The 24,534-nt window shown below is 72.1% G+C and carries 25 protein-coding genes and 1 riboswitch; of the genes, 17 read left to right on the top strand and 8 right to left on the bottom strand.

Annotated elements, in window-relative coordinates; translation table 11 throughout:
* Positions 1–24 precede the first annotated feature (24 nt).
* The 12 genes from ACIBEF_RS17975 (at position 25) to ACIBEF_RS17920 (ending at position 11,935) form a co-directional block, all read left to right on the top strand.
* Complete coding sequence (locus ACIBEF_RS17975; RefSeq protein ID WP_396794377.1) at positions 25–1,185, top strand: acyl-CoA dehydrogenase family protein; 1,161 nt, start codon at positions 25–27, stop codon at positions 1,183–1,185.
* Positions 1,175–2,389, top strand: coding sequence for an acetyl-CoA C-acetyltransferase (locus ACIBEF_RS17970; RefSeq protein WP_396794376.1), 1,215 nt, complete (start codon positions 1,175–1,177; stop codon positions 2,387–2,389). Before ACIBEF_RS17975 ends, ACIBEF_RS17970 begins: the two co-directional genes overlap by 11 nt.
* Positions 2,390–2,403: 14 nt before the next feature.
* Complete coding sequence (locus ACIBEF_RS17965) at positions 2,404–4,560, top strand: 3-hydroxyacyl-CoA dehydrogenase NAD-binding domain-containing protein (RefSeq protein ID WP_396794375.1); 2,157 nt, start codon at positions 2,404–2,406, stop codon at positions 4,558–4,560.
* Positions 4,560–5,678 carry a CaiB/BaiF CoA transferase family protein gene (locus ACIBEF_RS17960; RefSeq protein ID WP_396794374.1) on the top strand — a complete coding sequence of 373 codons (1,119 nt, stop codon included), beginning with the start codon at positions 4,560–4,562 and terminating at the stop codon, positions 5,676–5,678. Before ACIBEF_RS17965 ends, ACIBEF_RS17960 begins: the two co-directional genes overlap by 1 nt.
* Before the next feature lie 113 nt (positions 5,679–5,791).
* Positions 5,792–6,250, top strand: coding sequence for a hypothetical protein (locus ACIBEF_RS17955; protein WP_396794373.1), 459 nt, complete (start codon positions 5,792–5,794; stop codon positions 6,248–6,250).
* A 3-nt stretch (positions 6,251–6,253) separates the two neighbouring features.
* Positions 6,254–6,595 carry a WXG100 family type VII secretion target gene (locus ACIBEF_RS17950; RefSeq protein WP_396794372.1) on the top strand — a complete coding sequence of 114 codons (342 nt, stop codon included), beginning with the start codon at positions 6,254–6,256 and terminating at the stop codon, positions 6,593–6,595.
* Positions 6,573–7,655, top strand: coding sequence for a hypothetical protein (locus ACIBEF_RS17945; protein WP_396794371.1), 1,083 nt, complete (start codon positions 6,573–6,575; stop codon positions 7,653–7,655). Before ACIBEF_RS17950 ends, ACIBEF_RS17945 begins: the two co-directional genes overlap by 23 nt.
* A gap of 14 nt (positions 7,656–7,669) precedes the next feature.
* Positions 7,670–7,945, top strand: a complete 276-nt coding sequence (locus ACIBEF_RS17940; RefSeq protein WP_396794370.1) for a hypothetical protein — start codon at positions 7,670–7,672, stop codon at positions 7,943–7,945.
* A 224-nt stretch (positions 7,946–8,169) separates the two neighbouring features.
* Complete coding sequence (locus ACIBEF_RS17935) at positions 8,170–9,432, top strand: DUF2786 domain-containing protein (RefSeq protein WP_396794369.1); 1,263 nt, start codon at positions 8,170–8,172, stop codon at positions 9,430–9,432.
* 148 nt (positions 9,433–9,580) lie between these two features.
* Positions 9,581–9,937, top strand: coding sequence for a YciI family protein (locus ACIBEF_RS17930; protein ID WP_357264301.1), 357 nt, complete (start codon positions 9,581–9,583; stop codon positions 9,935–9,937).
* On the top strand, positions 9,934–11,187 hold the full coding sequence (locus ACIBEF_RS17925; RefSeq protein ID WP_396794368.1) for an RNA polymerase sigma factor: 1,254 nt from the start codon (positions 9,934–9,936) through the stop codon (positions 11,185–11,187). Before ACIBEF_RS17930 ends, ACIBEF_RS17925 begins: the two co-directional genes overlap by 4 nt.
* A 91-nt stretch (positions 11,188–11,278) precedes the next feature.
* Complete coding sequence (locus ACIBEF_RS17920) at positions 11,279–11,935, top strand: class I SAM-dependent methyltransferase (RefSeq protein WP_396794367.1); 657 nt, start codon at positions 11,279–11,281, stop codon at positions 11,933–11,935.
* A gap of 90 nt (positions 11,936–12,025) precedes the next feature.
* Here ACIBEF_RS17920 and ACIBEF_RS17915 read toward each other — a convergent pair whose 3' ends face one another.
* The 4 genes from ACIBEF_RS17915 to ACIBEF_RS17900 form a co-directional block, all read right to left on the bottom strand.
* Entirely contained in the window at positions 12,026–12,199 is a 174-nt protein-coding gene (locus ACIBEF_RS17915) for a CsbD family protein (protein WP_036410891.1), read from the bottom strand.
* 74 nt (positions 12,200–12,273) lie between these two features.
* Complete coding sequence (locus tag ACIBEF_RS17910) at positions 12,274–14,520, bottom strand: heavy metal translocating P-type ATPase (protein ID WP_396794366.1); 2,247 nt, start codon at positions 14,518–14,520, stop codon at positions 12,274–12,276.
* Positions 14,521–14,530: 10 nt separating this feature from the next.
* Positions 14,531–15,481 (bottom strand): hypothetical protein, encoded by a 951-nt coding sequence (locus ACIBEF_RS17905; protein WP_396794365.1) that lies wholly within the window; start codon positions 15,479–15,481, stop codon positions 14,531–14,533.
* A 13-nt stretch (positions 15,482–15,494) separates the two neighbouring features.
* Positions 15,495–15,704, bottom strand: a complete 210-nt coding sequence (locus ACIBEF_RS17900) for a heavy-metal-associated domain-containing protein (RefSeq protein ID WP_396794364.1) — start codon at positions 15,702–15,704, stop codon at positions 15,495–15,497.
* Positions 15,705–15,798: 94 nt separating this feature from the next.
* On the opposite strand from ACIBEF_RS17900, the gene ACIBEF_RS17895 reads away from it, so the two are divergent.
* Complete coding sequence (locus tag ACIBEF_RS17895; protein ID WP_030329541.1) at positions 15,799–16,095, top strand: metal-sensitive transcriptional regulator; 297 nt, start codon at positions 15,799–15,801, stop codon at positions 16,093–16,095.
* 6 nt (positions 16,096–16,101) lie between these two features.
* Here the strand turns inward: ACIBEF_RS17895 and ACIBEF_RS17890 are convergent, their stop codons facing one another.
* Positions 16,102–18,066 carry a heavy metal translocating P-type ATPase gene (locus ACIBEF_RS17890; RefSeq protein ID WP_396794363.1) on the bottom strand — a complete coding sequence of 655 codons (1,965 nt, stop codon included), beginning with the start codon at positions 18,064–18,066 and terminating at the stop codon, positions 16,102–16,104.
* A gap of 415 nt (positions 18,067–18,481) precedes the next feature.
* On the opposite strand from ACIBEF_RS17890, the gene ACIBEF_RS17885 reads away from it, so the two are divergent.
* Positions 18,482–19,852: a YibE/F family protein gene (locus tag ACIBEF_RS17885; protein WP_396794362.1), complete on the top strand. Its 1,371-nt coding sequence runs from the start codon at positions 18,482–18,484 to the stop codon at positions 19,850–19,852.
* A 166-nt stretch (positions 19,853–20,018) separates the two neighbouring features.
* Positions 20,019–20,149, top strand: a riboswitch (cyclic di-AMP (ydaO/yuaA leader).
* 4 nt (positions 20,150–20,153) lie between these two features.
* Positions 20,154–21,173: a coiled-coil domain-containing protein gene (locus ACIBEF_RS17880; RefSeq protein WP_396794361.1), complete on the top strand. Its 1,020-nt coding sequence runs from the start codon at positions 20,154–20,156 to the stop codon at positions 21,171–21,173.
* 56 nt (positions 21,174–21,229) lie between these two features.
* On the opposite strand, the gene ACIBEF_RS17875 is transcribed toward ACIBEF_RS17880, so the two are convergent.
* On the bottom strand, positions 21,230–21,949 hold the full coding sequence (locus tag ACIBEF_RS17875; protein ID WP_396794360.1) for a carbonic anhydrase: 720 nt from the start codon (positions 21,947–21,949) through the stop codon (positions 21,230–21,232).
* Between the two features lie 226 nt (positions 21,950–22,175).
* On the opposite strand from ACIBEF_RS17875, the gene ACIBEF_RS17870 reads away from it, so the two are divergent.
* On the top strand, positions 22,176–22,511 hold the full coding sequence (locus ACIBEF_RS17870) for a helix-turn-helix transcriptional regulator (RefSeq protein ID WP_396794359.1): 336 nt from the start codon (positions 22,176–22,178) through the stop codon (positions 22,509–22,511).
* Between the two features lie 51 nt (positions 22,512–22,562).
* The gene (mycP, locus tag ACIBEF_RS17865) at positions 22,563–23,792 is read left to right on the top strand and encodes a type VII secretion-associated serine protease mycosin (RefSeq protein WP_396794358.1); all 1,230 of its coding nucleotides are present in this window, start codon (positions 22,563–22,565) and stop codon (positions 23,790–23,792) included.
* 97 nt (positions 23,793–23,889) lie between these two features.
* Here mycP and ACIBEF_RS17860 read toward each other — a convergent pair whose 3' ends face one another.
* Entirely contained in the window at positions 23,890–24,168 is a 279-nt protein-coding gene (locus ACIBEF_RS17860; RefSeq protein ID WP_030329555.1) for a WXG100 family type VII secretion target, read from the bottom strand.
* Between the two features lie 25 nt (positions 24,169–24,193).
* Positions 24,194–24,502, bottom strand: a complete 309-nt coding sequence (locus tag ACIBEF_RS17855) for a WXG100 family type VII secretion target (RefSeq protein ID WP_030329557.1) — start codon at positions 24,500–24,502, stop codon at positions 24,194–24,196.
* Positions 24,503–24,534: the final 32 nt, after the last annotated feature.

Genomic DNA, 24,534 nt, shown 5'->3' with positions numbered 1-24,534 from the left:
CAACAGGACGCGAGGGTGGTGCACATGTCGACGCCCGACCATCCCCCCTCGCCCTGGCGCGAACCGGAGCACGACGACCTGGCCGAACTGGCCCGCACCTTCTTCACCAAGGAGGTGCTGCCGCACGCCGAACGCCTCCTCGCGCAGGGCCACCCGGACCGCGAGCACTACCGGCGCGCCGGTGAGCTGGGGCTGCTCGGCCTGTCGGTCCCGGAGGAGTACGGCGGTGGAGGCGGCGGGTTCACCCACGAGGCGGTGCTGCTGCACGAGCAGGCGTACGCCGGGGAGAGCAGTCTGGGTCTGGCCGTCCACAGTGGCATCGTCACCGGTTACCTGGTGGCGTACGGCAGCGAGGAGCAGAAGCGGCGCTGGCTGCCCGGCCTGTGCAGCGGCGAGTTGGTCGGTGCCATCGCGATGACCGAGCCGGACGGTGGCTCCGATCTTCAGGCGATGCGCACCCGGGCGGTGCGCGACGGCGACGACTACCTGGTGACCGGCGCGAAGACGTTCATCACCAACGGCGGCCTGGCCGACCTGGTCATCGTGGCCGTGAAGACCGACCCCGAGCAGCGGGCGGCCGGCGTCTCGCTGCTGGTCTGCGAGGTGGGCGGTGACCCGGAGGGCTTCCGGCGAGGCCGGCTGCTGTCCAAGATCGGCCTGCACGCCAACGACACGGCGGAGTTGTTCTTCGACGAGTTCCGGGTGCCGGCGGCCAACCTGCTCGGCGGCGCCGAAGGGCTGGGCTTCGTCCAGCTCATGCAACAGCTTCCGCAGGAACGGCTGGTCATCGGCGTGGGCGCGGTCGCCGCCATGGAACGGGCGGTCGCGCTGACCATCGCGTACGCCAAGGAGCGCACCGCCTTCGGCAAGACGCTGATGGGTCACCAGAACACCCGGATGGTGCTCGCCGAGTGCGCCACCCGCGCCCGGGTCAGCCGCGTCTTCCTGGACGACTGCATCGTCCGACACACCCGTGGCGACCTGGACGTCTCCACAGCGGCGATGGCGAAGTCATGGCTCACCGACGGTCAGTGTGAGGTCGTCGACAGGTGCCTTCAGCTCTTCGGCGGCTACGGCTACACGACGGAGTACCCGATCGCCCGGATGTACGCCGACGCCCGCGTCCAGAAGATCTACGGCGGCACCAACGAGATCATGAAGGAGTTGATCGCCCGTGCCCTCTGAGGCGTACGTCTATGACGCGGTCCGCACCCCGCGCGGACGCGGCCGGGACACCGGCGCGCTGCACGGGGTCAAGCCCATCTCCCTGGTGGTCGGCCTGATCGACGCGTTGCGGGAGCGCAACCCCGGCCTGGACGTGGGCCGGCTGGAGGACCTGCTGCTCGGCATCGTGACCCCGGTCGGCGAGCAGGGCGGCGACCTGGCCCGGGCGGCCGCGCTGCTGGCCGGGCTGCCGGACCAGGTCGGCGGGGTGCAGCTCAACAGGTTCTGCGCCTCCGGGTTGGAGGCGGTCAACTCCGCCGCCGCGCGAATCCGCTCCGGTTGGGAGCACCTGCTGCTCGCCGGCGGGGTCGAGTCGATGTCTCGGGTGCCGATGGGCTCCGACGGGGCGGCCTGGGCCACCGATCCGCAGACCGCGCTGGCCACGTCGTTCGTGCCGCAGGGCGTCAGCGCGGACCTGATCGCCACCCTGGAGGGCTTCACCCGCGACGACGTGGACGGCTACGCGCTGCGGTCGCAGGAGCGGGCCGCCAAGGCGTGGGCCGGCGGGTACTTCGCCCGCTCGGTGGTGCCGGTCCGCGACGGCAACGGGCTGGACATCCTCACCGTCGACGAGCACCCGCGCCCGGAGACGACCCGGGAGGCGCTGGCCAAGCTCACCCCGTCGTTCGCCACGATGGGTGAGGCGGCCGGCTTCGACGCGGTCGCGTTGCAGAAGTTCCACTGGCTGGAGGCCATCGAGCACGTCCACCACGCAGGCAACTCGTCCGGCATCGTGGACGGCGCGGCGCTGGCGCTGATCGGTTCGGAGCAGGTTGGTCGGGATCTCGGCCTCACCCCGCGCGCCCGGATCGTCGGCGCGGCGGTCACCGGAGCGGACCCGACGCTCATGTTGACCGGCCCGATCCCCGCCACCCACAAGGCGCTGGCCGTAGCCGGGCTGACAGTCGACGACATCGACCTGTTCGAGATCAACGAGGCGTTCGCCGCGGTGGTGCTCAAGTACGTCCGCGACCTGGGCCTCGACCCGGACCGGGTGAACGTCAACGGCGGCGCGATCGCGCTCGGCCACCCGCTCGGCGCGACCGGAGCGATGCTGCTCGGTACGGCGTTGGACGAGTTGGAGCGCCGCGACCTGCGCCGGGCCGTGGTGACCCTGTGCATCGGCGGCGGCATGGGCGTCGCCACAGTTCTCGAGCGCTGCTGACCCGGAGGACGACAATGACAGACACCATCCGGTACGACCGCGGCGCCGACGGCATCGTCACTCTCACCCTGGACGACCCCGACCAGTCCGCCAACACCATGAACCGGGCGTACGCCGCCTCGATGAGCGCGGTGCTGGACCGGCTGGAGGCCGAGCCCGATCTCGTCGGCGTCATCGTGACCAGCGCGAAGTCGACCTTCTTCGCCGGCGGTGACCTGCCCGAGATGATCCGGGCGACCCGTGCCGACGCGCCCGACCTGGCCGACCTGCTCGGCGTCATCAAACGGGACCTGCGCCGGCTGGAGACGCTGGGCCGACCGGTGGTCGCCGCTGTCAACGGCTCCGCGCTCGGCGGTGGCCTGGAGATCGCGCTCGCCTGCCACCACCGGATCGCGCTGGACACCCCCGGCAGCCGGCTCGGGCTGCCCGAGGTGACGCTGGGCCTGCTGCCCGGGGCGGGTGGCGTCACCCGGACCGTGCGGATGCTCGGCCTGGCCGGCGCGCTGACCACGGTGCTACTCACCGGCCGGCGGATGCGCCCGACCGAGGCGCTGTCGGTCGGGCTGGTCGACGAGGTGGTCGCCACGCCCACCGAACTGCTGGACCGGGCACGGGCCTGGATCGCGGCGAACCCGCACCCGGCGCAGCCGTGGGACCGGCCGGACTATCGGATGCCCGGCGGCACTCCGGCCAGCCGCTCGCTGGCCGCACAACTGCCCGCCTTCCCGGCGACGCTGCGCAAGCAGCTCAAGGGTGCCCGGCTGCCAGCGCCCGAGGCGATCCTCGCCGCCGCCGTCGAGGGCGCACAGGTCGACCTGGAGACCGCCCTGACCGTGGAGACCCGGCACCTGATCGGGCTGCTCACCGGGCAGGTCGCCAAGAACATGATCGGTGCGTTCTTCTTCGACCTGAAGGCCGTCAACGGTGGCGCGGCCCGACCTACCGGTGTGGACGCCGCACCGGTTCGCCGGGTGGCGGTGCTCGGGGCCGGCATGATGGGCGCGGGCATCGCGTACGCCTGCGCCACAGCCGGGCTGGACGTCGTGGTCAGGGACGTCACGCCGGAGGCCGCCGGCCGGGCCCGCGAACACGCCGAGCGCCTACTGGCCCGAGCGGTACGCAAGGGCCGCACGACCGAGGCGGAGGCCCGCGCCGTGCTGGACCGGATCAGCACGACCGACCAGGTGGACACCCTCGCCGGCTGCGACGCGGTCATCGAGGCGGTCTTCGAGGACCCGGCGCTGAAGCAGCAGGTCTTCGCCGAGGTGCTACCCGTCCTGGCACCCGACGCGCTGCTCGCCTCCAACACCTCGACCCTGCCGATCACCGGCCTGGCCGCCGGCGTGGACCGTCCTGCGGACTTCATCGGCATGCACTTCTTCTCGCCGGTGGACCGGATGCCGCTGCTGGAGATCGTGGTGGGCGAGCGGACCGGGGACGTGGCGCTGGCCCGGGCATTCGACCTCGGCCGGAGGATCGGCAAGACCCCGATCGTGGTCAACGACGGCCGGGGTTTCTTCACCAGCCGGGTGATCGGCAGGTTCATCGACGAGGCGGTCGGCATGGTCGCCGACGGTGTCCCCGCCGCATCGGTGGAGCAGGCCGCCCTCCAGGCCGGCTACCCGACCGGACCGCTGGCGCTGGCCGACGAGGTCAGTCTCACGCTGATCCAACGGATCCGCCGCCAGTTCGAGGCGGCCAGCGAGGAGTTCCGCCCACTGCCGGCGCACCGCCTGGTGGACGAGCTGGTCGACGCGTACGACCGGCCGGGGCGCGCCGCCGGACGCGGCTTCTACTCCTACGACGAAGGTGCCCGGGGCCGGCTGTGGTCCGGGCTCGCCGACCTGATCACCGACGCGGGTCGGGCGGTGCCGTTCACCGACCTCCAGGAGCGGATGCTCTTCGCCGAGGCGCTGGACGCGCTGCGCTGCCTCGACGAGGGGGTGCTGCGCACCGAGACCGACGCCAACATCGGCTCGATCTTCGGCATCGGCTTCCCGGCATGGACGGGCGGGGTGATCCGCTACGTCCGGCAGTACGCGGGCGGCCCGGCCGGCTTCGCGGCCCGTGCCACCGAGCTGGCCGCCAGCTACGGCGACCGGTTCACGCCCCCCGCCGACCTGGCCGACCGGCTCGCCGCCCTTCGGGCCGAACCGGCTGACGTCGCGTGATGGCGTCCCGCGGCGGGCCGCTGGCCGGGGTGCGCGTGGTCGAGCTGGCCAGCCTCGCCCCGGCACCGTTCGGCTGCATGGTGCTCGCCGACCTCGGCGCGGACGTGGTGCGGGTGGACCGGCCGGGCGCACCGGGAGCGGGCCGGCTGGCCGCGCCGACCAGCGGGCCGTTGCAACGCGGCCGGCAGGTCACCGCGCTGGACCTCAAGTCCCCGGCCGGGGTGGCGGACCTGCTGCGCCTCGCCGACCGCGCGGACGTGCTGGTCGAGGCGTACCGGCCGGGGGTGGCCGAGCGGCTGGGCATCGGGCCGGAGGTGTGCCAGGCCCGCAACCCCCGACTGGTGTACGCGCGGATGACCGGCTGGGGTCAGGACGGCCCGCTGGCAGCCCGAGCCGGGCACGACATCGACTACATCGCGGTGGCCGGGGCGTTGGAGCCGCTCGGACGGGCCGGAAAACGGCCCTACGCGCCGATGAACCTGCTCGGCGACTTCGGCGGCGGCGGAATGCTGCTCGCCGTCGGGGTGCTGGCCGCGCTGTTGGAGCGGGAGCGCTCCGGCCTCGGCCAGGTGGTCGACGCGGCGATGGTGGACGGCTCGGCGCTGCTCACCTCGTTCCTGCACGGGCTGCTCGGCGCCGGCCTGTGGGCCGCCCCACGCGGGGGCAACATGTTCGACGGCGGGGCCCCCTTCTACGACACGTACGCCACCGCCGACGGCGGATTCATGGCGGTCGGCGCGATGGAACCGGCCTTCTACGCCGTACTGCTCACCGGCCTCGGTCTCGCCGACGACCCGGACCTGCCCGCCCAGTACGACCCGAGCGGCTGGGACGAGCTGCGCCGCCGGTTCACCGAACGGTTCGCCGAGCGCACCCGGGACGAGTGGACGGCGGTCTTCGCCGACCTGGACGCCTGCGTCGCCCCGGTGCTCGCCCCTGTCGAGGCGCACGCGCACCCGCACAACGCGGCCCGGGGCACGTTCGTCGAGGTGGGCGGCGAGATCCAGCCGGCCCCCGCACCCCGCTTCGACCGCACGCCGACGGCGCGGCCGACCCCGGCACCCGATCCGGAGCAGGACGTCCTACCGGTCGAGGAGATCCTCGGCGCCTGGCGGTGAGCCCGGCGGTCGGCGGCACCGTCAATCCACAGAGGACTCTTCGGGGTACTTCCACGGGTGCCACGTTGATACCGTCGTCCTGATCCTGAACTGGCAGACCAAAGGGGACGAGCATGGTGAGCGGAATCGATCCGGCCGGCCTCAGCCGCTCACTCGAAGAGGCCATGCGCCTGCTGAGCCAGGTTCCGGGTTCAGCCACGGCGCAGCCGGACGACGCCGATGAGCAGGATGACGGTGCCGCACCCGCCGTGGATCAGCTGATGGGGCGGGGCACCGGCGGGGATGGTCTCGTCGAGGCGGAAGTCACCGCCTTCGGCGCCCTGAGGACCCTGGTGATCGACCCGAGCCTGTCCCGGAGCGGTACCGGTGCCATCGCCGGGTACGTCCTGGAGGCGGTCCAGGCAGCGCAGGCCGACGAGCGGGCCCGCAGAGCTGAGCTGACCACGGCCGCTCATGTCGACACCGTGGCCCTCGGCAAGCAGCTCGAACGTGTCTCGGAAGACGCGTTCCGGGGTTTCCAGCAGATGATCGACGAACTGGACGTAGTCACCCGCCGAACAGGCCAGCGCTGAGTCATGTCCGACGGGATCCAGGTCGACCTCGACGCTCTCCACGGCGCGGCGGCGTCGCTCGCGACAACCGGCCAGCAGCTCGGCGCGGAGATCGCCAGCCTCGAGTCGACTGTCAACGGGGCGGGTAACCCGTGGGGCGACGACGAGGCGGGTTCGCTCTTCGGCGCCGCGTACGTGGAAGTCCTGACCCATGCGCTCGACGTCTACCGGTCGATGGCCGACCAGTTGTTGGAGGCCGCCGGGAACCTCGACGCCAGTGCCGACGCCCACGAGGCGACCGACACCGCAAATGCTGAACTCTTCACGAGGATGGAGCTGCCCAATGGGTATGCAGCTCCCTCCTGAACTCGCCGAAGCCCTGGGCTGGGTCGGGTTCACCTGGCCGGCCGCCGACGAGGAACTGCTCTTCCAAGCATCCCAACTGTGGTTCGCGTTCGCCGGCCGGCTCCGCACAGCGGTCGGGGAGGCGGAGGCGGGCGCAGCGAAGGTCGGGATGACGAACAGCGGGGACGACGTCCGCGCGTTCGAGCAGGCATGGCAGGACGAGGAGGGCGCGCCGCGCCGGATGGAGGACGGCGCTCAGGCAGCCGAACTGATCGGCATGGCGTTGCTGGTGATGGCCATCATCACCCTGACCCAGAAGGTCCTCGTCATCGTCCAACTGACGATTCTGGTGGTTCAGGTAGCGATGGCTTTGGCGGCGGCGGCACCCAGCCTCGGCTCCTCGCTGGCCTCGATCCCCGTCTCGATCGGCCTGGCCCGGATGGCCATCCAGCGCATCATCAAGGAGATCATCGAGCGGGTCGTCAAGGAGATCATTCCGCGGTTGTTGAAGCGCGCGAAGACGCTGCTGCGCCGTTTCACCCGCAAGGGCACGAAGGGCGGCCCCGGACGACCCACAGTCCCCGGCCCGCACACCGTTCCGCGCTACCCCCATACGAAGCCGATGCTCGACAAGTACCGCAACGAGCACCTGCCCGGAGGACACTTCCCGACGGCCGTGCGTCGGCTCAGTCCGGCGGAACTCGAACAGCACCGGGTCTTCTTTGACAGCAACGGCATGTTGCGCAGCGCCAGGAGTGGCGAACCGTTCGACACGTCGAGCGCTCAGACCGTGTTCAGCGGGAACGGTCAGGCGATCTTCGTGATGGACCGGAACGGCAACCTCTACGCGTCCAACTACCAGAAGGTCGGCGATTTCCACCACTCCACACTGGGCAACGGGCAGCCGGTCGCCGCAGCGGGCGAGCTGGTCGTCAAGGACGGTAGGGTCCAGTACGCCACGGCGCGCAGCGGTCATTACCAGCCCGACGTGAGCCACATGGCCAATCTCGACGCCGAGTTCAAGCGCAACGGCGTGGGCGGGGTTCCGATCCTCGCCTGGGACGGCAGCCAGATCTTCTAGGGGAGTCGACGAGCATGGGTACGGACAGTTGGAAGGGCCACGTGAACGGGATCCTCTACGGGATCCAGTTCGACCGGGTGCTCGACGACTCGGTGGTGACCCGGGTCGTCGACGGGGTGACCGCCGGGCTCTACCCGGGAGACCGGGCTGAGACGCGGGACGCGCTGGACCAGGCTCTGCGCTATTCGGGCCCGCTGAACGACCAGGCGGAGACGCACCACGGTGAGGACGAGATCCGCTCGTTCTTCCGCCGACTCTCCGCCGCCCTGTCCACCCCGCCTTCGAGCTGATCAAGAGGTTTGCGTCAACACGAGGTCCGGAAAACCGGGGTGTCCGGCCCGGTGGGATGCCCCGATTTCAAGGAACTCGTGTTGATCGGGCCCGGCGGGCGGCCGAGGCGGACGGAGCCGGCAACATTCCCGTTTCGCGCCGCCGGCACCTGTCGCGGCATGATCATGGAGCTGGGGCGGGCCACAATTCCCCGCCGGCAGCGGAACCCGAGAAGGAGGTGCCCGTGCCGGACGCGGACGAACTCGTCGCCAACGCGCTCGCGGCGGTGCGCGGCACTGACGTACGGCAGGCCGAACGGCAGCTGGACCAACTGATGGTCGGCACCGGCGCCGCGGACGGCAGCACGGCGGTGGACGCCGCTCTGCTGCGTCGCCTGGTCCGCGGACTGGGTCGGCTCTGGCCGCGCGGTTGGCAGCCGGTCGACGTGGACCGGATCACCAGTCGACGGCTCGACGGCCGCGCGGCGCGGCTGGTCCGTGCCGCGATGGCCGCCCAGCGACGCGACCAGGCCGAGCCGGTCCCGGCCTGGTGGGACGACCAGTTACGCGAACTGGTGGCCGCCGAGGGCGGTGCCGACGGCAGCGTGGTGGCCGGTTGGGCCAGCCGGGAAGGGCTGGACCGGGCCGACGCGCTCCGCTCGGCAGTGGACGCTCTCGCGCTGGTGGAGAGCCTGCCGCCGATCGCGGTGCTGCGCCCGCCGCCGGGCACGAGCGGCGCGGCACTGCCCCGCACGGCGGGCACGGCTCGCAGCGGGTCGCCGATGCTGGATCGGGTGCGGGCGCTGCTGGCGAAGGCCGAGTCGACGACCTTCCCGGCGGAGGCGGAGGCACTGACGGGAAAGGCCCAGGAGCTGATCGCCCGGCACAGCATCGACGAGGCGTTGCTGGCGGCCGGGTCCGAGCGCGGAGACCAGCCCGGCGGGGTACGTCTGAGCACCGACACCCCGTACGCGGGCGCGAAGGCGCTGCTGGTGCAGGAGGTGGCGGCGGCGAACCGGTGCGAGGCGGTCTGGTCCGACGATCTGGGCTTCGCCACAGTGCTGGGCTGGCCGGCCGATCTGGTGGCGGTCGAGTTGCTCTACACGTCGTTGCTGGTCCAGGCCACGGCGGCGATGCTGCGCGGCCGCGCCGAGCGCAGGCCGGGGTCGGGGCGGCGGACGAAGGTCTGGGACGAGTCCTTCCTCAACGCGTTCGCGCTGCGGATCGGTGAGCGGCTGCGCACGGCCACCGAGGCGGCGACCACCGCGGCGGACGAGGCGGCGGCCGAGACGGCCGGGGCGGAACGGCTGTTGCCGGTGCTCGCGGCGCGGGGCGAGGCGGTCCGGGAGCGGTTGGACACCCTCTTCCCCGGCGTCACCCGGCACCGGCTGAGCGTGCGCGACGCCGAGGGCTGGTCGTCCGGCACCTCGGCCGCCGACCGGGCCTCGCTGGACGTCGGCGGCGCCCGGAAGCCCCGACAGGTGCCCGGCCGACCCGATCCGCGCTGAACCGTCCGGCGTGGGAACGCCCCCGGCGGATGTTTCTGCGATCTTCTTCGGTACGCGGTAGGGATCGGGGGATCGGCTCCGACCCTCCGGTGAGCCGCGCCCCGGTCGGGGTGCGACCAGAGCCTGAGGAGCAATCGCCGTGAAGTACATGCTGCTGATCTGGAACCGGCCCGGTTTCACCGAGAGTCTGAGCGAGCAGGAGCGCACCGCCCTCTTCGGTGAGGTCGACGAGATCATGAAGGAGCTGACCGAGACCGGCGAGCTGATCGGCGGCCAGGCGTTGGCGAATCCGTCGCAGACGTTGACGGTCCGGCTCGTGGACGGCAGCCCCGAGGTCCTCGACGGCCCGTTCATGGAGAGCAAGGAGCAGTTCGCCGGCTACCTGGCCGTCGACTGCGAAACCCCGCAACGGGCTGCCGAGATCGCGGCCCGCTGGCCGGACGTCCGGTACGGCGGCGCGATGGAGGTCCGCCCGATCATGGACGAGGCCGGGACGGAGATGTGACCGAGGACCGGACGGTCGAGGATCTGCTGCGCACGTTCGCGCCGCAGGTCCTCGGCCTGCTGGTCCGTCGGCACGGACAGTTCGACAGGTGCGAGGACGCGGTCCAGGAGGCGCTGCTCGCCGCCGCGACGCAGTGGCCGGGGCAGGGCGTACCGGACAACCCTCGCGCCTGGCTGCTCACCGTTGCCACCCGCCGGCTCGCCGACGAGTGGCGCAGCGAGAGCGCGCGCCGGGACCGCGAGGTGGCGGTGGCGCGGCGCGAGCCGGCGTACGCCGGGGTGGTGCCCGCGGCGGACGCGGAGCCCACCGTTGCGGCCGACGACGACACCCTCACGCTGCTGTTCCTCTGCTGCCACCCGGCGCTGCCCGGCTCGGCTCAGGTGGCGCTCACCCTGCGGGCGGTCGGCGGTCTCAGCACCGCCCAGATCGCCCGGGCGCACCTGGTGCCCGAGGCGACGATGAGTCAACGGATCCGACGGGCCAAGCAGCGGATCGAGGCTGCCGGGGCACGGTTCACGATGCCCGGGCCGGCCGAGCGGGGCGAGCGGCTGGGAACGGTGCTGCGGGTGCTCTACCTGATCTTCAACGAGGGCTACACCGCGTCCAGTGGCCCGGGCCTGCGCCGGGCCGAGCTGACCGGCGAGGCGATCCGGCTGGCTCGCATCCTGCGCGGGCTGCTACCCGACGACGGCGAGGTGACCGGGCTGCTGGCGCTGATGTTGCTGACCGATGCGCACCGGGCGGCCCGGGTGGGGCCGGACGGGGAGCTGGTGCCGCTGGCGGAGCAGGACCGTTCCCGGTGGGACGCCGCCGCCATCGCGGAGGGGGTAGCGCTGATCACCGAGGCGCTGACCTGGTCGCCTCCCGGCCCGTACCAGCTCCAGGCGGCCATCGCCGCTGTGCACGCCGAGGCGTCGACGGCGGCGGAGACGGACTGGCGGCAGATCGTCGCGCTCTACCGACTGCTGGCCCGGATCGCGCCGAACCCGATGGTCACCCTCAACCAGGCGGTGGCGGTGGCCATGGTCGACGGGCCCCGGGCGGGGCTCGCCCTGCTCACGCCGTTGGACTCCGACGAACGCACGGCCGGGCACCACCGGCTGGCCGCCGTCCGGGCTCACCTGCTGGAGCTGGCCGGGGAGGTCGGTGCGGCGCGGGAGGCGTACCTGGTGGCGGCGCGGGGCACCACGAGCCGGCCCGAGCAGCGCTACCTGGAGGTGCGGGCGGCCCGGCTGGCCGGGCAGGGCTGAGCGAGGTCGACTTGCCGTTTTGGCAACAATCTTTGCGCATCGGCCGGTCGCCGGTAACAGTCGTGGGCGACGCGCGAAGGAGCAGGCACAGATGACCGAGCAGCACGAGTTCGACAAGGACTACTGGGAACGGCACTGGCACCAGGCGCACCACGACCGTCCCGGCGCGATGAGCACGAGTCCCGCGCACCCGTACCTGGCCAGGGAGATCGGCGCTCTGGTGCCGGGCTCGGCGCTGGACGCCGGGTGCGGCGCGGGCGCCGAGGCGATCTCGCTCGCCGCCCACGGCTGGCAGGTCACCGCTGTCGACATCGCACCCGTCGCGCTCGCCCGAGCCGCCGAACGCGCAACGGAGAGCGGGGTGTCCGAGCGCGTGCGGTGGGTGGAGGCGGACCTGACGGCCTGGGCTCCGGAGGCACGGTTCGACCTGGTCACGACGCACTACGCGCATCCCGCGATGCCGCAGTTGGCCTTCTACGACCGCATCGCCGGATGGGTGGCACCCGGTGGGACCCTTCTGATCGTCGGGCACCTGCACACCTCGGAAGCCTCCGCGCACGGGCACGGGCACGGACACGGGCCGGGGCACCACCCGCCGGACGAGGCATCGGTCACCCTCGCGGACATCACCGCTGGCCTGGACGGCAGCACCTGGGAGATCGTCACCGCCGAGGAGCACCGCCGCACGGCGCCGGGCCGGGAGGCCCCGCTGTACGACGTGGTCGTCCGCGCCACCCGACGCCAGTGAGCAGCGTCGGCCCGCTGATCGAGGAGGCCGGACACACAGCACGCCGGGCCGGTGATGATCACCGGCCCGGCGTGCGGGTTACGTCGTACGTCAGCTCTTGAAGGCGTCCTTGATCTTCTCGCCCGCCTGCTTGAGCTTGGCGGTGGACTGGTCAGCGCGACCCTCCGCCTCCAGCTGCTCGTTGTCGGTGGCCCGACCGGCGCCTTCCTTCAGCTTGCCGGTCGCGTCCTCGGTGGCGTTGTTGATCTTATCGTCGAATCCCATTGCCAACCTCCATTGCAAGCGTCGCTACGACAACAGAGGTACCCCCGCCGTCGCCGGTCCAACCATTACCGTCGTCACAGATCGGCAGCGGCCGACCGGAAGCGACGCAGGCGCAGGCTGTTGGCCACCACGAAGACCGAGGACAGCGCCATCGTGGCACCGGCGATCATCGGGTTGAGCAGCCCGGCGGCGGCCAACGGCAGGGCCGCCACGTTGTAGCCGAACGCCCAGAACAGGTTGCCCCGGATGATGCCCAGCGTGCGGCGGGACAACCGGATGGCGTCCACCGCGGCGTCCAGGTCGCCCCGCACGAGGGTGAGGTCGGCCGCCTCGATCGCCACGTCGGCACCGGTGCCCATGGCCAGCCCCAGGTCGGCCTGGGCCAGCGCCGGGGCGTCGTTGACCCCGTCACCGACCATCGCCACCGACCGCCCCTCGGCCTGGAGCCGCTTGATCACGTCGACCTTCCCGGCCGGCAGCACCTCGGCGATCACCTCGTCGACGCCCACTTCGGTGGCGACCGCGCGAGCCACAGTGGCGTTGTCCCCGGTCAGCAGGACCGGAGTCAGCCCCAGCCCGCGCAGCCGGGCCACCGCCGCCCGGCTGGTCGGCCGGACCACGTCGGCGACAGTGAGCACGCCCCGGGCCCGGCCGTCCCAGCCGGCGACGACCGGCGTACGGCCGGCGGCCTCGGCGTCGCGCACCGTCCACTCGACCTCGGGGGGTACGTCGATCTCACGCTCGCGCAGCAGCCGGACCCGGCCGACCAGCACGGCCCGCCCGTCGACGGTGCCGCTCACCCCCAGCCCTTCGAGGTTGCCGAAGGCGCTCACCGGGGGCAACGCGCCCGCCTCGGTGGCAGCGGCCGCTACCGCACGGGCGATCGGGTGCTCGGACGCGGCCTCCACCGCCCCGGCGAGCCGGAGCAGCTCGGCCCGGTCCACGCCGCTCGCCGGCACCACGTCCACCAGTGTCATCCGGCCGGTCGTCACGGTGCCGGTCTTGTCGAGCACCACGGTGTCCACCCGACGGGTCGACTCCAGCACCTCCGGGCCCTTGATCAGCACGCCGAGCTGGGCGCCCCGACCGGTGCCGACCAGCAGCGCGGTCGGGGTGGCCAGGCCGAGCGCGCACGGACAGGCGATGATCAGCACGGCCACGGCGGCGGTGAACGCGGCGGTCGGGCCGGCCCCGGTGCCGAGCCACCAGCCGAGCGTGCCGACTGCGAGGGTGATGACGATCGGCACGAAGACCCCGGAGATCCGGTCCGCCAGCCGCTGCACCGCCGCCTTGCTGCTCTGCGCCTGCTCCACCAGGTCGGCCATCCGGGCGAGCTGGGTGTCCGCGCCGACACGGGTGGCGGTGACGATCAGCCGCCCACCCGCGTTGATCGTTGCGCCGACCACGCCGTCACCCGGGGCGACCTCGACCGGCACCGACTCACCGGTGAGCATGCTGGCGTCGACAGCGGAGGTGCCCTCGTCGACCACCCCGTCGGTGGCGATCTTCTCCCCGGGGCGGACCACGAACCGGTCACCCACGGCGAGCCGATCCACCGGGATCAGGGTCTCCACGCCGTCACGCAGCACCGTCACGTCCTTGGCGCCGAGATCGAGCAGGGCGCGGAGGGCGGCGCCGGCCGTTCGCTTGGACCTGGCCTCGAAGTAGCGACCGGCCAGGATGAAAACGGTGACCCCGGCGGCCGCCTCCAGGTAGATGTTGCCGGCACCGTCGCTCCGGACGATGTCGAAGCGGAACGGGTGCGTCATCCCGGGCATCCCCGCGTCGCCGAGGAAGAGCGCCCAGAGCGACCAGCCGAACGCGGCCACCGTGCCGAGCGACACCAATGTGTCCATGGTGGCCGCGCCGTGCCGCAGGTTGGTCCAGGCGGCCCGGTGGAACGGCAGCCCGCCCCAGACCACCACCGGGGCGGCCAGGGTCAGCGACAGCCACTGCCAGTAGTCGAACTGCCAGGCCGGGACCATGGCCAGCAGGACCACCGGCACGCTCAGGGCCACCGACACCCAGAGCCGGGTACGCGGCCCCCGCAACGGGTCCACCGGGGGTTCCGCGCTGGGCGGGGCTGGCAACGCCGCGGTGTAACCGGTCTTCTGCACGGTCCCGATCAGGTCGTCCGGCGTGACGCCGTCGGCGTACCGGACCGTCGCCTTCTCGGTGGCGTAGTTGACGGTGGCGCTCACCCCGTCCATCCGGTTGAGCTTCTTCTCGATGCGGGCGGCGCACGCGGCGCAGGTCATCCCGCCGATCGCCAGTTCGATCCGGTTCGGCGCCTCGGGCAGCGGTCTGCTGGTGGTGGTCATCGTGGTCCCGTCAGTCGTGTCCGTGCCCGGGGGTGCCGTGGTCGGCCCCGCCGGTCGGTGCGGGCCCGCTCGGTGTGGGGGCGTCTCCGGTCGGGGCGGCGCCGGCGACCACTGTGAACTCGGCGGTGTGCACCCTCCCGCCGTGTTGGAAGTCGAGGTAGAGCCGGTAGCTGCCGACCGAGGGCACCTCGGCGAGGAAGGTGACGGCCGGACCGGGCCGGGTGCGCCCGTCGCCGGGTGTCCCGTCCGGGTGCACGTGAAGGTAGGCCAGATCACCCCGACGCAGTGCCACCAGGTGCCCGTACGCGCCCAGGTAGGGCTCCAGGTCGGTGACCGGCTGCCCGTCCCGGCTGACGGTCAGGGTCAGCGACGACGTCCGACCGGGCTGCGGCGCACCGGTCAGGGTGACCGTGTAGCCGTCGACCGTGGTGCTGGTCGTCGGCGCGGGCAACGGCCGTTCGGTCAGCTCCCCGGGGACTGTCACGTCCACGCCCAGGGTCACCGGCTCGCCCCCGGTCGGGGTGAAGTCGGCGAATGCCCGCCACTGCCCGGGGCCGGCCAGCGGGGTGTCGACCCGCCAGGTGCCGTCCGCGGCCAGCTCGGGGTGGACGTGGCGGAAGCCGGAGAGGTCCCGACGGGCGACGATCAGGTGCATCTGCTTGTCGTGCGCCACGTCGTACCGGGTGACCGGGCGGCCGTCCGGGCCGGCGATCCGGAAGGCGAACTCGTCGGCCGGGGCGTCGACCGGTTCGAGGGTGTAGCCACGTTCGGAGACGAGCAACCCGCCGGGCGGCCGATCGCCCGTCCCGGCCCGCTCGTCCGCCGTCGGGGTGGTGGCGGCCTCGTCGTGCCGGCTCTCGGCGACCGGGGCGGGGTCGACGACCCTGCCGATCCCGTAGGCGGCGCCGAAGACCGCCGCCAGGCCGACGGCGAACCCGGCCAGTTTCGTCACGGTACGCACGCCGGCCCGCCGATCACGCGTCGACGAGGTCGTAACCGGCCTCGTCGACGGCGGCCCGGACGACGGCGGTGTCCAGCGGCTGGTCGCTGCTGACGTGGACCCGGCCGGCGGCGAGGTCGACCTGGACGTCACGCACACCCGTGATGGCGCCGACCTCGGCGCTCACCGCGCTGACGCAGTGCCCGCAGGTCATGCCCTGCACCTGGTACGTCGTGTCGACCATTGGATCGTCTCCTTCGTGGTACCGGTACCCGGTGGGGGTATCTCAACAGAATCGACCGTACCATACCCCCTGGGGGTACGCTATCCTGGTCGGCATGACCGCACCCACCCCGATCCGCGGATACACCGCCAGCAAGGACCAGCTGCTCGCGCGGCTCCGCCGCGTCGAGGGGCAGGTCCGGGGCATCGAGAAGATGGTCGACGACGACCGCTACTGCATCGACGTGCTCACCCAGATCTCCGCCATCCAGGCCGCCCTCGACAAGGTGGCCCTCGGGCTGCTCGACGGGCACGCCCGGCACTGCATGCACGAGGGCGCCGCCGAGGGTCGGGCCGACGAGATGGCCACCGAGATGATGGCGGCGGTCGGCCGGCTCATGAAGCGCGGCTGACCGCGCTCAGTCCGGCGCGGGATCGAGACGGACCCGGCGCAGCAACTGAGCGTTGAGCGCCACCACGATCGTCGACGCCGACATCAGCAGCGCGGCCACCGCCGGGCTCAACGCCACACCCGCCCACGCCAGCACGCCGGCGGCCAGCGGCAGCGCCACCACGTTGTAGCCGGCCGCCCAGGCCAGGTTCTGTCGCATCTTCCGGTACGACGCCCGGGACAGCCGGACCACGGCCCCCACCCCGCGCGGGTCCGAGGATGCCAGCACCACCCCGGCGGACTCGATGGCCACATCGGTGCCCGCGCCGATCGCGATGCCCACGTCCGCCCGGGCCAGCGCCGGCGCGTCGTTCACCCCGTCACCGACCATCGCCACCACCAACCCCCGCCGCTGGAGCTCGGCAACCCGATCGTCCTTCTCCGCCGGCAGCACCTCGGCGAAGACCTCGTCGACGCCGGGCCGGAAGCCGAGGTCGGCGGCGACCGCCTCGGCCACCGGCCGGGCGTCACCGGTGATCATGGCGATGGTCCGGACACCCTCGGCACGCAACTCGTCGACAGCGCGCCGGGCCTCCGGACGCACCTCGTCGGTCAACGCGAACGCGCCGAGCACGGCGTCGGGCAGCCGCACCAGGTGCAGCACGGCGGCACCCCGCGCCGACCACCGGCCGGTCGCGGCCTCCAGCTCCGCCGGGAGCGAAAGGCCCAGCTCGCGCAGCAGCGCCGGCCCGCCCACCGCGTACTCCGTACCGTCGATCGTCGCCTTCACACCGCGGCCCGGCAGCGACCGGAACCCGGCTGCCCGGGCCGGGCCGCCGCGGCCGGCCGCCGCCACTATCGCCCGGGCCAACGGATGTTCGCTCTCCGACTCGACACCGGCCGCGATGCGCAGCACCTCGGTCCGCTCGACGCCGGACGCCGTCGCCAGGTCGGTCACCCCGTGCTCGCCCCGGGTCAGCGTGCCGGTCTTGTCGAAGAGCACCGCGCCGACGGTCCGCATCCGCTCCAGGGCCAACCGGTCCTTGACCAGAATCCCGGACCGTGCGGCGAGCGCGGTGGAGAGCGCGACGACCAGCGGGATGGCGAGACCCAGCGCGTGCGGGCAGGCGATCACCAGGACGGTGACCGCACGGACCACCGCCTCGTCGGGCTGACCGAGCGCGGTCCAGACCAGCACGGTCAGCACGGCGGTGCCGGTGGCCAGGTAGAACAGCGCGGCGGCGAACCGGTCGGCCAACAGTTGGGCCCGTCCACCGGAAGCCTGTGCCTGCGCGACCATCCGCTGGATGCCGGCGAGGGCGGTCTGCTCACCCAACGCCTCGACGCGCACCCGGATCGCCGAGTCGGTGGCGACGGTGCCGGCCACCACCCGGTCGCCAGTCGTCCGGGCTACCGGCCGCGACTCCCCGGTGATCATCGACTCGTCCAGCTCGGCGCTGCCCTCGACGACCCGGCCGTCCGCCGGCACCCGACCCCCCGGCCGGACCAACACCACGTCGCCGATCCGCAGACCGGTCACCGGCACGGCCTCGACCCGCCCGTCCGCCGCCACCCGTTCGGCCTCGTCCGGCAACAGCGCGGCCAGCGCCGCCAGCGCTCCCCGGGCCTGCCCGATGGCCTTCATCTCCTGCCAGTGCCCAAGCAGCATGATGGTGACCAGCGCGGCCAACTCCCACCAGAAGTCCAGGTCGAAGACGCCGACGCTGGTCGCCAGGGAGGCGGCGTACGCGACGGTGATCGCCATCGCGACCAGCAGCATCATCCCGGGCGCCCGGTCCCGGACCTCCCGAACCGCACCGACCAGGAACGGCCAACCGCCCCACCAGAACACCACCGAGCCGAGCACCGGGCCCACCCAGCCCTGACCGGGGACGACGTCCCCGGTCAGGCCCAGCCGACCCGACACGAGATGACTCGTCAGCACCACCGGGATGGTCAACACCAGGCAGACCCAGAACCGGCGGCGAAACATCGCCGGATCGTGTCCGGCGTGCTTGTCGTGCCCGGAATGCTTGTCGTGCGGCACGGGTTCGGCGCGTCGCGATCGGTCGGGGTCGGGCGGTGACGGAGCGGGCATGGCTCCAACATGCCGCCCCGGAGACCGCCGCGCGAGCGGTTCGGCCGCCCGACACTCCGCCACGACCTGCAACCCCCGGAGGGGCTGGCTAGCATCTCCTCGATGGCCCTCCGAATGCCGCTGCACAGTCGGGCACCGGCGCCGCCACGTCGTGGCGGTGCCCCCGGCCGACCCGGCCGAGCACTGACCGTCCGTGATCAAGCGGTCGTCAGGCAGCGATCCGCCCCGCCGTCCGCCGCGTTTCCACCGCAACGGTGAACCGCCCGGCCCGCTGACCCGTATCCCGCACCGGATCGTTGGGAGTCTCACCTTGGCCGCCGACCACACTCACCCCGCTCCGTCCGCCCCGCCTCGGGTGCGACGGATCCTCGTCTTGACTGTGGTACCCCTCTTCGTCGCCACCGTGCTGGCCGCGATGCTGCTCTGGCCGCGCGGCGGGTCACCCCAGACCGATGGTGGTGCCGACGTGCCGCGTCACCCCGGCACTGTCACCCGGGTGGTGAGCGAGCCGTGCCCGCCGGTGCCGTCGGTCCCCGAGGGCACACCGCGGGTCGGCGATGGGCGGTGCGGCACTGTCGACGTGCGGGTGGACGACGGGCCGAACGCCGGCCAGCAGGTACGGACCCCGGTGCCCGACGGGCCCGGCGCACCCCGGGTCGAGGTCGGCGACAAGGTCGTCCTGGTCGAGTTGGCCGACCCGACCGATCCCGCCACCAGCAACTGGAACATCGCCGAGCACCAACGCGGCACCCCGATGGTGTGGCTGGCGGTGATCTTCGCGGCCGCGATCGTCGCGTTCGGTCGGTGGCGAGGTCTGGCCGCGCTCGCCGGGCTGGCCGCCAGCTTCGCCATCCTGCTCACCTTCGTGCTGCCGGGCATCAGCGCCGGCAGGTCACCGCTGCTGGTGGCGGTGGTCGGCGCGGCCCTGATCATGTTCGTGGTGCTCTATCTGACCCACGGGGTCACCGCACAGACCTCGGTCGCGGTGCTCGGCACCCTGGGCAGCCTGGTGCTGACCGGCGTGCTCGCCACCATCGCCACGGCCGCGACCCACCTCACCGGCTTCGGCAGCGAGGACGCCACCACCCTGTCGATGTTCCAGGGCGACGTGGACCTGCACGGTCTGCTGCTCGCCGGAATCATCATCGGGTCACTCGGGGTGCTCGACGACGTGACGGTCACCCAGGCGGCCACCGTCACCGAACTGGCGAACGCCAACCCCGGGCTGACCCGGTTGCAGCTCTACCGTGCCGCCACCCGGGTCGGCCGCGCGCACATCGCCTCCACTGTCAACACCATCGTGCTGGCGTACGCGGGCGCGTCACTGCCCCTGCTGCTCCTGCTCACCGCCGACTCGCGGCCGATCGGGCAGATCCTCACCAGTGAGTTCCTCGCGCAGGAGATCGTCCGCAGCGCGGTCGCCACCCTCGGTCTGATCGCCGCCGTGCCGCTGACCACCGGGCTGGCCGCAGTGGTCACCGCCGCCGGGCGCAGCGACGCCCCAGCGCCCACCGACGCTCCCGCGCCCCGGCCCCAACCGGACCGCAGCGAGGCACTGGCCGCACTCAGCTCACCGCGAACGGCCGGCTCCGACGAACCGGACCGGACGCGGACCGCACCCCCACCCGAGGCCACCGACCGGTGGCCGAAGTCGAACAGGAGCACGGATACGGCATGGTGACACTCCTCAGCGTGACCAGATCGGGCATCCACCCTGAGAACCCCGTCACTGGTCACTCAACGCTATGGCGAAATGACGCTTTTAGTCGGCATCCAGGCGTAGCTCTGCCGGTCGACTCTCGGGTAACCTCGCTGCCGGTTACCGATGAAGGCGCGAAGCGGCGCCTGCGGTGCCACCGCCCAATCGCCAACCGGCGAGCCGGGGACCCAGGTACCTGGGGTGAATCCGCATCAGCGGTAGGGGCCACTTCCGTCCCGAACCCGTCAGCTAACCCGGTCGGCGGTCGACGGAAGGGAACATTGTGACGGCACCCCTACGCCGCTGGTTGACACCCGTGGTGGCCGTGATCGCCGCACTGACTGTGTTCGCTGGGCCGTTCCCGGCGCACGCCGCCCCGACGAACCCCACACCGTCCGGGCACGAGGAGGACGGCGAGCCCAAGCTGCTCAACGACGTCATCGAGCAGGCCAACCGTGACTACTCCGCCGCGAAGTCCAAGCTGGACAAATCCAAGAAGCGGCAGAACGAGTTGGCGGCGGAGGTCAACCGGGCCAAGGCCGACCTGGACGCGTTGGCCCCGCAGGTCGGGCAGATCGCCGCCCAGGCGTACCGGACCGGCCGGATCGGCGCGGTCGCGATGCTGCTGGAAAGCGAAGCGCCCGACTCGTTCGTCCAACGCGCCGGGATGCTCGACGAGATCAACATGGTGAACGAGAAGAAGCTCTCCGAGGTCAACGAGGTGAAGGCCCGCGCCGAGCAGGCCAAGCTGGCCCTCGACACCGAGGTCCGCGAGCAGCAGAAGCAGACCGCCCTGATGGCGAAGCGCAAGAGCGAGGCCGACAAGGCGCTCTCCCTCGTCGGCGGCAAGGGTTTCACCGGCGGCCTGGTGGATGCCACCTCCAAGGTCGCGAAGATCGGCCCCGGTCGCACGGCCGACGGTGACTGGAAGGCCCAGTCGTGCAGCGAGAACGACCCCACCACCTCCGGCTGCATCACGCCGCGCACGCTGCACGCGTACAAGGAGGTCAAGGCGGCCGGCTTCAACCGGTTCGTCGGCTGCTACCGCCCCGGCGGGCCGTGGGAGCACCCGAAGGGCCGCGCCTGCGACTGGTCGCTGCAGAAGAGCGGGTTCTCCCCGTGGCACAACAACGACACCCGGACGTACGGCAACAACGTCGCCGCGTTCCTCATCCGTAACGCCGACCGGCTCGGCATCTACTACGTGATCTGGAACCGGCAGATCTGGTTCCCGGCCACCGGCTGGAGTTCGTACAGCGGGCCGTCGAACCACACCGACCACGTTCACATGTCGTTGCTCTGACCCGCACGATCCCCGTCGAGGGCCGTTCCGCGTGACGCGGAGCGGCCCTCGTCGCGTCAGACGGTGGCAGGCGCGGCCGGGTCGGTCGATTCGGCCGGGGTCGCGAAGCCGGCCGGCACGGCGGCCACCGGGCGGACCGCTCCGGCTGCCAGTCGGTACGACACGCCCACCACCGCGCACCGCCCCCGCGCCACCTCGTCTGCCAGCACGGGCGACTGCCCGAGCAATGTCTCGACGGTCTGTGCGATGTGGATGTCGACGATGCCGTCGATGTCGTCCACGCCCTCGGCCGCAGCCCGGTGCAGGCTGGGCAGCACGGCGTCGACCACGGCGCGCAGATGCCCACTCGGCGCGGTGCCGGTAGCGGCGGACTCCCGGGCCGCCTGCACCGCACCGCAGGAGTCGTGACCGAGCACCACCACCAGCGGGGTGCCGAGCACCGTCACCGCGTACTCGACGCTGCCGAGCACCTCGGGGCCGGCGGTGTGCCCGGCGGTGCGAACCACGAACAGGTCGCCCAGGCCCCGGTCGAAGATGATCTCGGCTGCCAGTCGCGAGTCGGAGCAGCCGACGATCACCGCGAACGGGTGTTGCCCGTCGGCCACCGCGGCGCGATGCCCGGCATCCTGGTTGGGGTGGCGTGGGGCGCCATCGACGAAGCGCCGGTTGCCGGCGACCAGTTCGGCGTACGCCCGGGTCGGCTCACTGAGCGCGGTGGCCCGGTCGGTGGTCCGCTGCGGACCCGGCTGACCGCCGGAGCTCCCGGTATGACTCATCCCGCACCTCGTCTCGACGCATCTGACCTGGTCAAACCGGCTCTCCGCCGGCCGGGCGGCGGGCGCTGGCTCGTGCTCCACCGTCACACGCACCGTAAGATGCGTCAAGGTATGCGTGATTTAGATTTCATATGTTCACTCCGGCCACCCCCTGGGCAACCTTCCCGGGGCGGGGCGGACCAGACTCTCGCGAGGGCAGACGGACATCCGGAAGGGCGGTCACACGATGGCGAGCACGGTGACGGGCGACACCGGCAGTGGGCGGAACTGGACGTTCCTCACCAATCACGGGCACGTCCTGCTGGCCATCGCCCGCGATCCCACCGCCCGGCTGCGTGACGTCGCAGCCGAGGTCGGGGTGACCGAACGGGCCGCCCAGGCGATCGTCGCCGACCTGGAGGCGGGCGGTTACCTGCACCGCACCCGGGTCGGGCGACGCAACGAATACACCCTCAACCCGGCCGGCCGGTTCCGGCACCCCGCCGAGGCCGACCGGCAGGTCGGCGACCTGCTGGCGCTGTTCGCCGACACGTCCACCGCGAAGGCGGAGCCCCGGGCCTGACCCCGGTCACCGGGGGCCGCTGACCAACGGTCACGGCGGTAACCTTTGCGGGTGCGCGAATGCCCGCCGTTGAGCGCGACCCCGTCCCGCCGTGCCCTTCGCGGCGTCCTCAGTGGAACGCTGGCGGTCCTGCTCGGCGCCGGCCTGGTGGCACCCTCCCCCGCGACCGCCGCGCCGCCCCTCTGCGGTCCCAAAGGCACCGACAGCCTGACCCAGATGCCGTGGGCGCTCCGCCGGCTGGAGCCGTCCTCGGCGTGGCCGCTGTCCCGGGGCGCCGGGATCACGGTGGCCGTGATCGACTCCGGAGTCTCCGCCGCCCACCCGCTCCTCAAGGGGCAGGTGCTCGAGGGTCGTGACTTCAACGGCCTGCCGGCCCGCCAGGGCCAGTGCGACGAGGCCGGGCACGGCACGCTGATCGCGGGCATCATCGCGGGCCGGGAGGGCACCGTCGTCCCCTTCAGCGGCATCGCCCCGGCCGCCCGCATCCTGCCGATCCGGGTGCTGCCGCAACTCGGCGCGGTCAACAACCCGCAACTCCCCGCGCAGATCGCCGCGGCCATCGACTGGGCGGTCGAGCAGGGCGCCGACGTGATCAACCTGTCTCTGACCACGGTTCCCCGCCCCGAACTGACGGCGGCCGTCGAGCGCGCGCTGGCCAAAGGGGTGGTCCTGGTCGCCGCCGCGGGCAACCGGTCGGAAGATTCGCAGAACCTGCCGGGTTACCCGGCCGCCTACCCCGGGGTGATAGCGGTCGGCGGGGTGGACGAGCAGGGCGGCCACGTCGGCACCTCGATCAGCGGCGACTACGTCGACATCGCCGCACCCGGGATGAACATCGTCGGGCCGGCACCCGGAAACAGCGGCTACCGCACCGTGCCGGAGGGCGGCACCAGCTACGCCGCCGCTTACGTGTCGGGAGCGGCCGCGCTGGTCCGAGCCGCCTACCCCGGTCTCGACCCGCAGCAGGTAGCGGATCGGCTGAAGCGCACCGCGGACAACCCACCCGAGGGTCAGAACGCCGACATCGGGCACGGGATGGTCAACCCGTACCGGGCGGTGTCGAGCCTGCTCGGCACCAGGGCGAACCCGCCGGCCGGCGCGCTCCCGGCGCCCGCCGTGCGGGACGACCCGCTGAGCTGGCAGCGCCCCACAGCGATCTGGGCCGCGGTCATCGGCGGGCTACTCGCCGGGCTGCTGCTGGTCGCGCGACCGATCATGGCCCTGGGCCGCCGACGCGACTGGCGCCCCGGCCGACGCAACGACGCACCAACCGCCGGCTGAGCTGCGCAGCCCGGCGCCGACGCCTACGCCCGCCAACGCCAGACACACAGCGGCTCCGGGCCGGGCGAACCGGACCGGAGCCGCTTGTGCGAATGCCTCAGCTCCACACCTTGGAGTTGCTCATCTCCGTGGTGAGGTAGTTTTCGCGGGCGATGCCCACGGCACCGCCGATCTCGTTCAGGATCCGGTTGATGTCCCGGACCGCCGCGTCCCACTTTGCCTGGTGCTGCTCGTAGGCGACCCGGTCCTCGCCGTCCCAGTGGAGCTTGGTCAGCATCGACCGCAGCGTGTCGAGCTTCTCCTCGAGGGTCTTCGAGATGGCCTGCATCTGCTGGTTGCTGCTCTCGAGGACCGCATAGTCAACTTTGATCGTCACGATTTCCTCCTCTGCCGGCTACGGATCACGGGTTGAGAGCAGAGTGGAACTTGTCCAGCATCTGCTGCTGCTCTTCGTCGTTGACCTGGTGCGTCGTACCCGACTTGTCGAGCAGGTCAGCGATGCTGTCCATCGCCGTCAGCAGTTTGACGGTGTCCTCGTTCCAGCGCGTCATCAGCGACTGGAAGCCAGTGGACGCCTGACCCTTCCACGCGATGGCCAGGTCATCGACCACGTTCCACAGCTTCTTCAGCTCGCCGTCGACCTCGCTGCGCGTGGACCGCACGTCACTCGCGGCGGTATGCAGAGTCGCAGCTTCGACCTCGAACGCCATGCTTCACACCCTTCCGTCTGTTGTGGTGGCGG

It is taken from the genome of Micromonospora sp. NPDC050795, from assembly GCF_044456785.1.
Lineage (GTDB): Bacteria > Actinomycetota > Actinomycetes > Mycobacteriales > Micromonosporaceae > Micromonospora.
The sequence above is the reverse complement of the archived record's forward strand: the minus strand, read 5'-3'. Positions and strand labels throughout refer to the sequence as shown.

What these genes read in the sequence shown, in the direction of transcription:
- ACIBEF_RS17975 (WP_396794377.1), top strand. Translation starts at nt 25, where the DNA reads ATGTCGACGCCCGACCATCCCCCCTCGCCCTGGCGCGAACCGGAGCAC.
- ACIBEF_RS17965 (WP_396794375.1), top strand. Translation starts at nt 2,404, where the DNA reads ATGACAGACACCATCCGGTACGACCGCGGCGCCGACGGCATCGTCACT.
- ACIBEF_RS17960 (WP_396794374.1), top strand. Translation starts at nt 4,560, where the DNA reads ATGGCGTCCCGCGGCGGGCCGCTGGCCGGGGTGCGCGTGGTCGAGCTG.
- ACIBEF_RS17955 (WP_396794373.1), top strand. Translation starts at nt 5,792, where the DNA reads ATGGTGAGCGGAATCGATCCGGCCGGCCTCAGCCGCTCACTCGAAGAG.
- ACIBEF_RS17950 (WP_396794372.1), top strand. Translation starts at nt 6,254, where the DNA reads ATGTCCGACGGGATCCAGGTCGACCTCGACGCTCTCCACGGCGCGGCG.
- ACIBEF_RS17945 (WP_396794371.1), top strand. Translation starts at nt 6,573, where the DNA reads ATGGGTATGCAGCTCCCTCCTGAACTCGCCGAAGCCCTGGGCTGGGTC.
- ACIBEF_RS17940 (WP_396794370.1), top strand. Translation starts at nt 7,670, where the DNA reads ATGGGTACGGACAGTTGGAAGGGCCACGTGAACGGGATCCTCTACGGG.
- ACIBEF_RS17930 (WP_357264301.1), top strand. Translation starts at nt 9,581, where the DNA reads ATGCTGCTGATCTGGAACCGGCCCGGTTTCACCGAGAGTCTGAGCGAG.
- ACIBEF_RS17920 (WP_396794367.1), top strand. Translation starts at nt 11,279, where the DNA reads ATGACCGAGCAGCACGAGTTCGACAAGGACTACTGGGAACGGCACTGG.
- ACIBEF_RS17915 (WP_036410891.1), bottom strand. Translation starts at nt 12,199, where the DNA reads ATGGGATTCGACGATAAGATCAACAACGCCACCGAGGACGCGACCGGC.
- ACIBEF_RS17910 (WP_396794366.1), bottom strand. Translation starts at nt 14,520, where the DNA reads ATGACCACCACCAGCAGACCGCTGCCCGAGGCGCCGAACCGGATCGAA.
- ACIBEF_RS17900 (WP_396794364.1), bottom strand. Translation starts at nt 15,704, where the DNA reads ATGGTCGACACGACGTACCAGGTGCAGGGCATGACCTGCGGGCACTGC.
- ACIBEF_RS17895 (WP_030329541.1), top strand. Translation starts at nt 15,799, where the DNA reads ATGACCGCACCCACCCCGATCCGCGGATACACCGCCAGCAAGGACCAG.
- ACIBEF_RS17890 (WP_396794363.1), bottom strand. Translation starts at nt 18,066, where the DNA reads ATGTTTCGCCGCCGGTTCTGGGTCTGCCTGGTGTTGACCATCCCGGTG.
- ACIBEF_RS17875 (WP_396794360.1), bottom strand. Translation starts at nt 21,949, where the DNA reads ATGAGTCATACCGGGAGCTCCGGCGGTCAGCCGGGTCCGCAGCGGACC.
- ACIBEF_RS17870 (WP_396794359.1), top strand. Translation starts at nt 22,176, where the DNA reads ATGGCGAGCACGGTGACGGGCGACACCGGCAGTGGGCGGAACTGGACG.
- ACIBEF_RS17855 (WP_030329557.1), bottom strand. Translation starts at nt 24,502, where the DNA reads ATGGCGTTCGAGGTCGAAGCTGCGACTCTGCATACCGCCGCGAGTGAC.